Annotated in this window: 9 protein-coding genes; 8 read left to right on the forward strand and 1 reads right to left on the reverse strand. The window is 73.6% G+C overall.

Annotation, left to right across the window (positions count from 1 at the left end):
- The first annotated feature begins 245 nt into the window (after positions 1-245).
- From ACLU3S_RS31795 to ACLU3S_RS31815, 5 genes are all read left to right on the forward strand, one after another.
- Positions 246-1,307, forward strand: coding sequence for a maleylacetate reductase (locus ACLU3S_RS31795; RefSeq protein ID WP_413955436.1), 1,062 nt, complete (start codon positions 246-248; stop codon positions 1,305-1,307).
- Positions 1,308-1,368: 61 nt separating this feature from the next.
- On the forward strand, positions 1,369-2,238 hold the full coding sequence (locus ACLU3S_RS31800) for a dioxygenase (RefSeq protein WP_413955437.1): 870 nt from the start codon (positions 1,369-1,371) through the stop codon (positions 2,236-2,238).
- A 41-nt stretch (positions 2,239-2,279) separates the two neighbouring features.
- Positions 2,280-5,288, forward strand: a complete 3,009-nt coding sequence (locus ACLU3S_RS31805; RefSeq protein ID WP_413955438.1) for a BTAD domain-containing putative transcriptional regulator — start codon at positions 2,280-2,282, stop codon at positions 5,286-5,288.
- Positions 5,289-5,412: 124 nt separating this feature from the next.
- The gene (locus ACLU3S_RS31810; RefSeq protein ID WP_413955439.1) at positions 5,413-5,901 is read left to right on the forward strand and encodes a flavin reductase family protein; all 489 of its coding nucleotides are present in this window, start codon (positions 5,413-5,415) and stop codon (positions 5,899-5,901) included.
- A 138-nt stretch (positions 5,902-6,039) separates the two neighbouring features.
- Complete coding sequence (locus ACLU3S_RS31815) at positions 6,040-8,259, forward strand: LuxR C-terminal-related transcriptional regulator (protein WP_413955440.1); 2,220 nt, start codon at positions 6,040-6,042, stop codon at positions 8,257-8,259.
- Positions 8,260-8,277: 18 nt separating this feature from the next.
- Here the strand turns inward: ACLU3S_RS31815 and ACLU3S_RS31820 are convergent, their stop codons facing one another.
- On the reverse strand, positions 8,278-9,798 hold the full coding sequence (locus ACLU3S_RS31820) for a 4-hydroxyphenylacetate 3-hydroxylase family protein (protein WP_413955441.1): 1,521 nt from the start codon (positions 9,796-9,798) through the stop codon (positions 8,278-8,280).
- A gap of 318 nt (positions 9,799-10,116) precedes the next feature.
- On the opposite strand from ACLU3S_RS31820, the gene ACLU3S_RS31825 reads away from it, so the two are divergent.
- The 3 genes from ACLU3S_RS31825 to ACLU3S_RS31835 all read left to right on the forward strand — a co-directional run.
- On the forward strand, positions 10,117-11,352 hold the full coding sequence (locus tag ACLU3S_RS31825) for a substrate-binding domain-containing protein (protein ID WP_413955442.1): 1,236 nt from the start codon (positions 10,117-10,119) through the stop codon (positions 11,350-11,352).
- Positions 11,353-11,356: 4 nt separating this feature from the next.
- The gene (locus ACLU3S_RS31830) at positions 11,357-12,169 is read left to right on the forward strand and encodes an ABC transporter ATP-binding protein (RefSeq protein WP_413955443.1); all 813 of its coding nucleotides are present in this window, start codon (positions 11,357-11,359) and stop codon (positions 12,167-12,169) included.
- On the forward strand, positions 12,166-12,813 hold a 648-nt coding region (locus tag ACLU3S_RS31835; protein WP_413955444.1), incomplete at its 3' end, for an ABC transporter ATP-binding protein. The genes ACLU3S_RS31830 and ACLU3S_RS31835, both read left to right, overlap by 4 nt.

Raw genomic sequence — 12,813 nt, forward strand, 5'->3', positions numbered from 1 at the left:
GTTTATTTCGCGCTTCCTCTCGCCGGGCGCAGACCTGCCTCCACGGTGGAATCCCCGGCCCGCTCCGGCATCGCGCAGATGGGTGATATCGCTCGTGACGCCGCGGTCGCGCGGCCGGTGGCAGTCGCATGAACACGGTATTTCCCTCTCGATCGCCGTTATCGCCAACAGTTTTCGTTGACGCGCATCAGCCGCCTGCCGACGCTTTCTTTCATAAACGATGTGGGCGGCACCGAGGGAATTCCATGAAGACATTCGTGCATCGGGGACAGGTCACCAAAGTGGTTTTCGGCAGCGGTACGCGCAGCCGCATTCCCGACGAGGCCGATGCCCTCGGATGCCGTCGCGTGCTCGTCCTGTCCACGCCTGCCCAGGCGGACCAGGCGGCGCAGCTGTGCGAGCTGCTCGGTGCCGCCTCCGTGGGAACCTTCGCCGAAGCGGCGCCGCACACCCCCGTCGAGGTCACACAGAAGGCGGTGGCGCACGCCGAAGCCGTGGGCGCGGACTCCGTGCTCGCCGTCGGCGGCGGCTCGACCGTCGGCCTCGGCAAGGCGGTCGCCCTGCGGACCGGCCTTCGGCAGCTGGCGCTGCCCACCACGTACGCCGGCTCGGAGATGACCCCGATCCTCGGAGAGACCGAGGGGCACCGCAAGACGACCCGGCGGCTGCGGGAAGTGCTGCTGGACACGGTGGTGTACGACGTCGACCTGACGCTCACACTCCCCGCGCCGATCTCGGTGGTCAGCGGCATCAACGCCATGGCGCACGCCGTGGAGGCCCTCTACGCACAGGACCGGGACCCGGTCGCCTTCCTGATGGCCGGCGAGGCGCTCGACTCCTTCGCCCGCGCCCTTCCGGTCGTCGCGCGACGTCCGGACGACCGCGAGGCACGGGCGGACGCGCTCTACGGGGCGTGGCTGGCCGGCACCTGCCTCGGCACGGTCGGCATGGCCCTGCACCACAAGGTGTGCCATGTCCTCGGGGGCACCTTCGGGCTTCCGCACGCCGAGACCCACGCCGTTGTGCTGCCGCACGCGGTCGCCCACAACGCGCCCGCGGCCCCCGAGGCCATGGCGCGCGTCGCGCGGGCCCTGCCGGGCGACGACGCGGCGAGCGCCCTCTTCGACTTCTCCGGCCGGCTCGGCGCCCCCAGGGCCCTGCGGGACCTCGGCATGCCGGAGTCGGGGATCGGGCAGGCGGCCGAACTCGTCGTGCGGGACGGCTACTGGAATCCCCGACCGGTCGAACCGGCCGCGGTCCGCGCCCTGTTGACCCGCGCCTGGGCCGGGGAGGCGCCGCGCGCCTGACGCGGCGCGCACCCCCGGACCGACTCCGTCATCGAACACTCGACCAACACTGGAGCGCGCCATGCGTGATCTGACCGGCGACACCATCACCGAGGCCGTGATCTCGACCATGCGGGACACCAAGGACCCCCGTCTGGCGACGATCATGGAATCGCTGGTGCGGCACCTTCACTCCTTCGTCCGCGAGGTCGGACTGACGGAGGAGGAGTGGGCCCGCGGAGTGGACTATCTGACCCGCACCGGGCAGACGTGCACGCCGACGCGCCAGGAGTTCATCCTGCTGTCCGACGTGCTGGGCGTGACCATGCTGGTCGACGCCCTGAGCAACCGGCGCCCCGCCGGCGCCACGGAGAACAGCGTCCTCGGCCCCTTCTTCCGGGAGGACAGGCCGCAGCAGGCCGACGCCTCCGACATCTCCGGAGGGCTGCCCGGCACCCCGCTGTTCTTCGAGGGACGCGTCGTGGACCGCGGCGGCGCGCCGGTGGCCGGCGCCGCGGTGGACGTCTGGCACAGCGACGGGGAGGGCCACTACGACGTGGACGTGCCCGGCCGGGTCGACCCCGCCATGCGCGCGCTGCTGCGGACCGACGAAACGGGACACTTCGCCTTCCGTTCCATCCGGCCCGCCAGCTACCCGATCCCCGGAGACGGCCCGGTCGGCGAGTACATGGCCGCCACGGGCAGGTCGCTCATGCGTCCCGCCCATGTGCACCTGCTGATCGAGGCGCCGGGGCACCAGCGCGTGACCACCATGCTGTTCCCCTCCGACGACCCGCACCTGGACACGGACCCCGTGTTCGGGGTCAAGGAGTCGCTGGTCGCGTCGTACGACTCGTACGCGGCCGACGCCGGGCCCTGCCGGGGGCTGACCGACGAGCCGTACACCCTGCTGCGCCACACCTTCGTCCTCGAGCCCCGCCCCGAGGACTGAACGACACGGTCACCGCACACACGGTCGGGAGGCGGTCGTCCATGAGCAGCAGCGATCCCGGTGACACGCGCGGTGCACCACCCCGGCTGCCCGGCCATGTCGTACCGCGGCCGAGGCTGGTCGGCAGGATCCATCGGCTGCTGGACCAGTACCCCGTCCTGGTCCTGGCGGCTTCGGCGGGGTCGGGCAAGACGACCGTCGCGGTGCAGGCGGCGCGGGAGCTGTCCCGCCCCGTCGCCTGGGTGACGCTCGCCGGGACGCCGGACGACGGCGATTCCGGCGCCGGCGGGCGGACACTGACGCGCCTTCTGGAGGCGGCCCTCGAGCCGCACGCGCCGGCCGCGGCGGGCGCCCTCGCCGGCGCCCTGACACGAGGGCTGCCCGCGTCGGCGACCGGTGTGCTGCTCGCCGGGACCCTCGCGGGCACCGGGCTGGTGCTGGTGCTCGACCGCGTGGAGACCATCGAGGGCGGCGGCGCGACGCAGCTGCTCGCCGCCCTGGTCGGGAGCCTGCCGCACGGGCCGAGGCTGGTGCTGATCTCCCGGGCGGACCTGCCCGAGGGGCTGCGAGGGCTCGGCGACGTCCATCGCGTGGCCTTCCTCGAGGACGGGGAGCTGGCCTTCGACGTGGCCGAGGCCGCCGAAGCCCTGCGGGCCGCGGACCGGCGGGACGACCCGCGCCAACTGGTCGAGGCGACGGGCGGCTGGGTCACCGGGGTCCTCTACGACTGGTCGGGTGCCGACCCCGCCGCCTCGGCCGCGCAGCACGATCGCGTCGCGGCCGAGCTGCTGGCCCAGCTCACCCCGGCCGAGGTGTCGCTGCTCGTGCGCACCAGCCTGCTCGACGACGGCGTGACGGCCGAGCGGGCGAACGCCCTCGGGCTGGCGTCGCCGGACCGGACGATGGCGGTCCTGCGCGGCCGGCGGCTGCCGCTGGTCTGGTCCCCCGACGGCAGCCGTATGGTCGCGCTGCCGCGGTTCCGCCACCATCTGCAGCGCGAGACCGTCCGCCTGGACGAGGACACCCTGCGTGCCCTGCGCCGGGGCTGTGCCACGCTGCTCCAGGGCAGCGGGCGCCACGAGGACGCCGTGACCGAACTGCTCATGAGCGGCGACACCGACACGGCCCGGCACGCCGCGGAACGCGCACTGCCCGAGGTGCTGGGGCGGCTCGACCTGGCGACCGCCGAGAGCTGGCTGGACCGCATGCGCCCGGCGCCCGCGCCCATCGCGCCGGCCCTGGCCGCAGCGGGGCTCCGCGTCGCCTTCGGGCTCGAACAGTGCTGGCGGGGCGTGGAGTTGGCCGACCACCACGGTCCCGCATGGTGGCGCGACCTCGCCGGACAACCGGGCGGCGCGGAGGATCTCGCCCTGCTGGTGTGGTGCTTCTGGCACGTCGGCCGGCTCGACGGAGCGCGCGAGATCCTGAGCGTCATGCCGCCCGGCCACCCCCGCGACATCGCGGCGGCCGTGCTCGCCCTGGCGGACGACAGCGCACCCGGGCTCGCCCCGGACGTGCTCGACGTCGCGGGCCCCCTGGAGGCCCTGGTGATGCGCATCGCCTACCGGTCCGGCCGGCTGCGCGAACTGCGGGACGGCTCGTCCGGTGCCTGGCGGCGTGTGGCGGGGACGCCGTGGGCGGTCGCCGCGCTGCGCGCCGAGGGGCGCATCTCCCAGGCGGAACAGGCGTACGCCGCGGTCGCGGACGAACCCGGACCCGTCTGGCTGGCGGCGTTCGAGGCCGCGGAGCTGATGGCGGACCTCGGACGCCGCGACGACGCATGGGAGGCGCTGCTGGCCGGGCGCGCGCGCATCGCGTCGAGCGGCTCCCTCGTGTACGAGATCCTCAGCCTGCTGCTGGAGGCGAAGTTCGCCCTGCGCCTGGACCGCGACCTGCCGCGGGCGGCCCGGGCGCTCGCCGAGGCGGAGCGCAGAGGGTGCGCGCGCTTCGCGTTCACCGCGGAACTGGCGGGCACCTGGCGCGGCCTGCGACTGCTGCTGGCCGGCCGGGCCCACGACGCCGTGTCCCACCTCACCGCGGCGGTCTCCGCCATGCGCGCGGCCGACCGGCGTGTCGAACTCCCCACCGCAGCTGTCTACTTGAGCGAAGCACTGTGGCGCACCGGGGACGAGGACGGCGCGGACGCCGCCGCCGACCTGGCCCTGGAGGTCGCGACGGCCCAGGGCCCCCGCAACCTGCTGCTGCAGGCTCTGGAGGACGTGCCCTCCGTCGCCGTACGCCGGGCCGACGCGGAGCGCACGCACTCCTCACGCTGGCACGAGCTCGTGTCCGCGCTGTCGACGGCGAGGCCGGCGGCCGGGGGCGCGCAGGCCCGGCTGACGCTTCAGGACTTCGGGCCGGTGCGGCTGGTCGCGCAGGGGCGGGAGGTGCACCCCCGGCTGGCCAAGAGCGTCGAACTGCTCGCCTATCTGGTGTCCCGGCCCGCCGCGAGCGCCAGGCGCCAGGCCCTGCTGGAGTCGCTGTTCCCCGGGCGGAGCAGCGCCACGGGGCGCAGCTACCTCCGCCAGGCGGTACTGAGGCTGCGCGAGGTGCTGCCCGACGGGCTGTCGCTCGTGCAGGACGGCGACGTGTACCGGCTGACACCGGCGTCCGCGGTGGTGAGCGCCTCGGGGACCTTCCAGCGTCTGCTGGCGGAGGCCGCACGGCAGGACGGCGAGCACCGGTGGGAGACGCTTCGCTCCGCCCTGGCCGTCGCCGAGCAAGGCTCCTACTTCGACTCCCTCTCGACCCCCTGGCTCGACACCAGGCGCGACGAACTCGACGCCGTCCTCCTGCAGGCCCGCGTGGACGCGGCGACCGTCGCCCTCCACCTCGGCCGCGTCCGGGACGCCCGCGGGCTCGCACGCGCGGTCCTGGACGACGATCCCTACCGGGAACAGGCCTGGCGCGTCGCCCTGGGCGCGGCCGAGGCGGTCGGATCGGACGACGAGGTGCTCGACCTGTACCGGGGCTATCTGCGCGCCATGCGGGAGCTCGGCGTGCCCCCGTCCGCGGACCTCAGACGCCTGGTCGGCCGACTGCGCCGATGAGCCGCCGGACCGTGCGGGCGCCCGCCGAACTCCCGGGTACGGGCCGGTTTTCCCGGCATTAACAGCCGGGGCTGCACGCTTCATCCACCCCACGGGTCCAGACCCACTTCGACGGAGGTTTCCGATGACGCAAACCCTTGACACGACAGTCGTCTTCCGCGCCGCGATGAGCCGGCTCGCCACGGGTGTCAGCGTGATCACGACGCGCACGGGGAGCTCGCCCGTCGGCATGACGGCGAGCGCCGTCTCCGCCCTGTCCCTGGACCCGCTGCAGCTGCTCGTGTGCATCGGCAACCACCTGTTCACGCGGGCCGCGATCGCGCAGCACGGGCGCTTCGCCGTCAACGTCCTCGGCGAGGGCAGCGAGCTCCTGGCGCGCAACTTCGCCGCCTCCAAGCCGGACAAGTTCACCGGTGTCGAGACCGCGGACGACCACGGTGTGCCGGTGCTCAAGGACGCCATCGCGGCCTTCGTGTGCGACGTCGCCGAGGCCCTGCCCGGTGGGGACCACACCATCTTCGTGGGCGATGTGATCCATTGCGAACACCGGGTGGACAGCCGGCCGCTGCTCTACTTCGCGGGCGGATTCGGCGCGCTCAGGGCGCCGCACTAGGACGGCCGCGCGGCGGTCTGCAGCAGGCCCGCCGCGCGGCTCGAGACCCACCCCCGCGGCGCCCCCGATGTCCCGCCCCCGTGAGGCGACCCGGACACCGGGGGCTCCGCTCGTCCCGACGACCTCGATGAAGGTGCCATGACCAGCTCCGTACCGGCGTTCAAGCTGCGGCCTCCGGTCCAGCCCCCGCATCACCTGAGCCGCCCGCGGCTGCTGCGCCGGCTCGACACGTCGACGGAGCCCGTGGTGGTGGTCTCCGCACCCGCCGGTGCCGGGAAAACGGTGCTCCTGACCGAGTGGTCGCGCGGCCCGGCGGCGCGCGGCGAGTGCGCCTGGCTCAGCCTGGACGCGTACGACAACGCCCCCGGCCGGCTCTGGACCGGCATCCTGCGGGCGCTGCACCACGTGCGGCCCGAGCTGCCCGCCGGACTCGGCAAGCAGCCCTGGACGCTGGACACATGGGTCGAGGAGACCCTGCCGGGCCTGCTGGCCGGGCTCGGCGGACAGGGCCCGCTCACGCTGGTCCTCGACGGGCTGGAGGCCGTGACGGACGCCGACGCGGTCCGCAGCCTGGAGGACTTCCTGACCGGGCTTCCGCAGGGCTTCCGCATCGTTCTGTCGACGCGGGACATCCCGGGCAGGCCCCTGCCGGCGCTGCGCGCGCGGGGGCTGGTCGCCGAACTCGACCAGCACGACCTGGCCTTCACCCCCGAGGAGGCGCGGACGGTGCTCGCCGGCCTGCTCGGGTACGCCGCGGACGCGGACACCGTGAGCGTCCTGTACGAGGCCACCGAGGGATGGGCGGCGGGACTGTGCATCATGGGACGCGCCCTCGCCCGCTCGGCGGACGAGTCCGCCGGCGCGGCCGGACCGGGGCGCGGCAGGCAGGCGGTCGCCGAGTACCTGGCCACCGAGGTGCTCCACCGGCTCACCACCGAGCAGCGCGAGTTCCTGCTGCGCACCAGCGTGCTCGACGAACTCGGCGCCGGACCCTGCCAGGCCCTCGCCGGGGACCGGGCGGGCGTGCTGCTGCGCGAACTGGCGCGGACCGTGCAACTGCTCGTCCCCGTCGGCACCCGTCCGCCTGCGTACCGCCGGCACCCGGCGCTGTCCGCGCTGCTGTCCGACATCCTGCAGTCCGAGGGGCCGCGGACCGTCTCGTCGCTGCACCGGTCGGCGGCCCAGTGGTACGCGGGGCAGGGGGAGACGACGGCGGCCGTACGGCACTGGGTGCTGGGCGGCGACGAGTCCGCGGCCGTCGCGTCGGTGCTCGACGACTGGGAGCGGGCGATCTCGGCGGGCCGCGGCGAGCGGGTCGCCCACTGGCTGGACCTCCTGCCGTCCGGCGCGGTCACCGCCGACGCCCGCCTGTGCGTCGTGGCGGCGATGGCCGCCCTCTCGCGGGGCGCGCCGGAGACGGCCCGGCGCTGGCTGGACGTGGCGCGGCTCAGGCAGAGGGGGCCGGAGAAGGTCGGCGAAGGCAGCACGGTCTCCGACGCGGCAGCCGTGGCGCAGGCCATGGCCTGCTGCCTGAACGGGGAGATCCTGGCCGCCGACCGGCTCGGCGCGTCGGTCTTCGCCGGCACCGTCCCGTTGACCTCCTGGCGCGCCCTCGCCTGTACGGCCCGGGGTACGGCTCTGCTGTGGACCTGCCGGTACGAGGAGGCGGAGGCGCTGCTCGGCGAGGCGACCCGTGACGCGCATGCCGCCGGGCACGGCCTGACACTCGTCCGGGCGCTGGGCCTGCGGTCGCTGTGCGCCCTGCTGGCCGGGCGGCACGAGGCGGCGCGCATGCTGAGCGACGAGGCCCTGGACGCGGCCGCGACGGCCGGCCTGGCCGGGCACTTCGTCGCCGTGTCCGCCTACCTCTGCCGGGCCCGCCTGCTTTTGGAGGAGTCGGACACCGACGCGGCCGAACGGGCGCTGGCCGGTGCGGAAGCGGCGCTGGCGGGCTCCTCGCGGCCCGGCAGCGAACCCCATGTCCGCGCCCTGTGCCACGTGACGCGGGCCCGGCTGGCGCGTGCACGGCACGACGCGGACGCCGCGCGGGCGGCTCGCGAGGCGGCCGCGCGAGCGGCGGCCCGGTGCGAGTCGCCCGGAGTGCTGACGGAGCTGCTGGCCCTTGCCGGCGCGGACACGGTCGTATCACCTGCCTCGCCCGGCCCCGAGGACCTGTCGCTGGGGGAGCGCCGCGTGCTCCGCGCCCTGTGCGGGCCGCTCACCCTGCGCGAGATCGCCGCCGAGCTCTACGTGTCCCACAACACCGTCAAGACGCAGGTACGGGCGATCTTCCGCAAGCTCGACGCGCACAGCAGGAGCGGGGCGGTCGCCAGGGCCCGGGAGTGCGGCATCCTCTGACCCGGGCCCTGGGGCCTGCTAGGAGGCGTCCTGGCGCCGGGCGTAGCCCGCCTGGGCCCGGTACGCGGACTCCTCGTTCTCGCCGCTGCTCACGCTCTCGATGCCGCAGACCTGGCGCGCGAGGTCGGCCATGGTGCCGGACGGGGACATCTCGGCGCGCTTCATGGTGAGCGTGCGGATGGCCAGCAGCGGCGTGCCGTTGAAGTTCTCGAAGGTGCTGATGCGGTCACCCCAGTCGGACAGGAACATGTCGCGGATGACCCGGCTGATCTTCAGCCGCTCGTGCGGCTTGCCGACCGGTCCGGTCTGCAGCGCCGCCAGCCACGGCCGCAGTTCGGGCCGCTGCCACTGACCCTCGGTGGGGAAGATCAGCGCGGCGCGACCGGAGAGGTCGATGAGCTCGTGGGCCATCTCGGCGATGTTCTCGAGGTAGTACGCGCGCCCGAAGTCGAACATGAGGACGTTCGGCTTGTAGATGCCGCCGGGAGTGAAGAACCCTTCGTCCTCGGAAGCGATCAGGTGTGCCTTGAGCGTCTGGTGGAAGCCGACGAACCGGGCGATGCGCGCCTGGACCGGCGGCAGCTGGTAGGTGCCGATGTGCTCGGTGATCAGCAGGGCCAGACCGAGCATCAGCTCGGCCTTCACCATCGCGCGCATCGCCGAGTGGTAGTGCAGCCAGTCGAAGACGCGCTGCGGGTAGAGCGACGCGTGCTGGGGGTTACCGATGTGGAAGACCTGGTTCCACGGGATGAGCACGTCCTCGAAGACGATGATGCTGTCCAGCTCGTCACCCCGCGAGGCCAGCGGGTGCTCGACGTCCTCGCCGTCCCGGACGTTGCTCTCCCGGCAGATGATCGTCACGCCGGGGGTGTTGGGCTTCACCGCGCCGTAGATGATCTGTTCCGCGACGATGCCGGGGCGGTAGAAGACGCCGATGTGGATCCAGTCGCCGAAGGCCGCGCCCGTGCTGATCGCCTTCACACCCCGCACGGTGATGCCCTCGTCGGAGGTGCTGACCACCCGCAGGGCGGGGGAATGGGCCTGCGCGGAGTCGCGCGAGCGGTCCGCCTGCGGGTCGACGAAGGCCGGCGTCGCGTTGAGGTCGCCGTCGCGCACCAGGTTCCAGAAGTCCAGGATTCCCTGGGTGAGGTCCCTTCCGTCGGTCCCGACGGACTGGCTGCTCCAGGGCTCCGGGTCGTCCACGTAGGTCAGCAGGACGTAGTTGTTGACGTCCGGCGTGCGCGGGATCGCGCCGCCGCCGAGCTCGCGCTGCACCGTCTCCAGGTAGTGGCGCTTGCGCTTCAGGTCCTCCTTGGACCGGTGCTGGAACCACGTCATGGACCGCCGCACGCCCTCTTCGTCCACGAACGTCATGACGTCCTGGAGGTCCGCGCGGTGGTGCAGGTCGTAGAAGTCCGCGATGCTCCGGGCGTACGCCCTGGTCTTCGGGTGCGTGGCCACGTCGTCGACGCGTTCGTCACCCACCCACACCGTGCGGCCGTCGTTCAGCGCCGCCAGGTATTCCTTGCCTGTACGCACGTCGTGCTCCTCTCCGGGGCAAGAGATCTGGACGAGGTGGAGCATGGGCCGCGACCGGGTGAGCGGACGGCCCGTGGCGGCCAATCACCCGGGTGAAAGCGACCGCACGCGGGGCCTGCCGGCCGGTACCACGTGCGCGGCGCGGCTCGCCCGCACCCGCCCCGAAGAGCCGAGCAGCGCTCGCGTCATCGGCCCACATGTGTGCCGATGCCATGACTGGGCCGCAAAGAGCGGTGACCGACAACATGCCGCCCGTCGCGCGGCGCTCCTATGGTTCCGGCCATCACCCCCCGCGCAGACCGTCAGGAGCCGCTCATCATGCGTTCCCGCCTCACGGACACCGTCAGAAGCAGATCTGTTCGCGCGCTCACCCTGATCGCGGTCGGCGCCCTGGTCGCGGGCTGCTCCTCGGCCGGCACCGCCGGCACCGCCTCCGCCGGCTCGGACGGCAGGGCGGCCCCCGTGAAGGTGGGCCTCGTGTACTCCCGCAGCGGACTGCTCGCCGCCTACGGCAAGCAGTACGAGGAAGGCTTCAAGGCGGGCCTGGCCTACGCCACGCACGGCACGAACAAGGCGGGCGGCCACCCGATCCAGGTCACCGAGCAGGACGACGCGGGCGACCCGGCGAAGGCCGTCGCCGCCGCCAAGACCCTCGTCGGCAAGGGCTGCAAGATCCTCGCCGGTACCACCGACTCCGGTGTGGCCCTGCAGATGGCGCCGCTGGCCGCGCAGAACAAGGTGCTCTACGTCAGCGGGCCCGCCGCGACCGACGCGATCACCGGCGTCAACACCTACACCTTCCGCTCGGGCCGGCAGTCGTACCAGGACATCCTCGCCGCCGGCACCCTGCTCGGCGACGCCCGGGGCAAGAAGGTCACCGTGCTTGCCCAGAACTCCGCGTTCGGACAGGCCAACGTGGCCGCCGTGAAGGCCGTCCTCGGAAAGAAGGGCGCGCACGTCGGCTCCGTCCTGGCCCCGCCGAGCGCCACCGACCTCACGCCGTTCGCCCGCCAGACCAGGGCCGGCAGACCGGACCTGGTCTTCGTCGCCTGGGCCGGCTCCACCGCGCCCGCCCTGTGGACCGCGCTGAACCAGCAGGGCGTGCTGGACGCGAGCAAGGTCGTCACCGGGCTCGCGGGCACCGCCTCCTACCCGGTCTTCGGCGCGGCCGGCTCCAAAGTCGCCTTCCTCGCCCACTACTTCCCGGGCGCCGGGGGCGGCAACGCCGTCGAGAAGGCCATGCTCGACGGCATCACCAAGGCCGGCGGCACCCCAGACCTGTTCAGCCCGGACGGTTTCACCGCCGCGCAGATGATCGTGCACGCGATCGAGTCCGGCAGCGCCACCGACACCTCGGCCATGGTCGAGGCGCTGGAGGGCTGGAGCTTCGACGGGCCCAAGGGCAAGGAGCAGATCCGCGCCGCGGACCACGCCCTGCTGCAGCCGATGTTCACGGCCCGGCTCAAGGGCAGCGGCAGCGCCGCGAAGCCCCAGCTGATCGACAGCGTCCCGATGGCGGCGGTCGCACCACCGGCCGCGGGGACGGCGGGCTGAGCGGATGTCCTCCTCGCACACGACGTCACCGGGCGCCGCGGGGGCCCCGGTCGCCGGGGAGGCCCGTGCCGTCCCGGCGCCCGTGCTCCGGCTGCGCGACATCGGCTGGACGATCGGCGGCGCGACCATCGTCGACTCCGTCTCCCTCGACGTCCGCGAAGGCGAGTTCCTCGCCTTCATCGGCCCCAACGGCGCGGGAAAGACCTCCCTGTTCAACCTGGTCAGCGGGCTCAGCCGGGTGACCCGGGGCACAATCGAACTGGACGGCCGCGACATCACCGCGGAAGCCGCCCACACCCGGGCCCGGCGCGGCCTCGGACGCACCTTCCAGACCTCCAGCCTGTGGCCGGCGATGACGGTCGCCGAGCACGTGGGGCTCGCGGCCCAGGCCGCCGGCGGCGGTTCCTACCGGGTCTGGCGCCGCGCCGACCCCTACCCCGAGCAGGTCGACCGGGTGCTGACGCGCACCCAGCTCGCCCACCGCGCCGGCACCCGCGCCGACGCCCTCTCGCACGGCGAGAAGCGCAAGCTCGAACTCGCCGTCCTCCTCGTCGGCGAGCCCCGGCTGATGCTCCTCGACGAGCCGATGGCCGGCGTGAGCGCCGAGGAGGTGCCCGCGCTGACCGAGCTCATCCGGTCGCTGCACAAGGAGGAGGGGCGCACCGTCCTGATGGTCGAGCACCACATGGACGTGCTGCTGGACCTGGCCGACCGGGTGGCCGTGATGCACCACGGCACGCTGCTCGCGCTGGACACCCCGCAGGCCGTGATGGCCGACCCCACCGTGCAGCAGGCCTACCTCGGGGAGGAGCTGTGACGCCCGGCCCCGCACCCCTGCTGACCGTGCGCGACCTGCGGGTCGTGATCGGCGGCCGGCACATCCTGCACGGCGTCGACCTGGACGTGGCCGCCTCGGGCACCACCGCCCTGCTGGGCCGCAACGGCGCCGGCAAGACGACCACCGTGCGCGGCATCCTCGGCCTTGTTCCGCGCACCGGCAGCGTGCTGCTGGCCGGCCAGGAGACGGTGCACCTGGCCACCCACGTCCTGGTGCGCCGGGGGATCGGCTACGCCCCCGAGGACCGGGGCGTCTTCGCCGCCCTCAGCGTGGCCGAGAACCTGCGCCTGGCCGAGCGGCCCGGCGCGGGTGAACCGGCCTACGACCTGGTGCACGAGCTGTTCCCGGAGCTGAGACGGCGCGCCCGGCAGGCCGCCGGCACGCTGTCCGGCGGTCAGCAGCAGATGGTCGCCATCGCCCGGACCCTGCTAGGCGGCAACCGGCTGATCATCGCCGACGAGCCCACCAAGGGCCTCGCGCCCAAGGTGGTCACCGAGGTCGCCCAGGTGCTGGAGCGCGCCGCCGAGGCGGTCCCGGTGCTGCTCGTGGAGCAGAACCTCGCGATGGTGCGCCGCCTCGCCCGCCACTGCGTCGTCCTCGCCGAAGGCCGCACCGCGCACCAG

The sequence above is a fragment of the Streptomyces sp. AF1A genome (assembly GCF_047340315.1).
Lineage (GTDB): Bacteria > Actinomycetota > Actinomycetes > Streptomycetales > Streptomycetaceae > Streptomyces.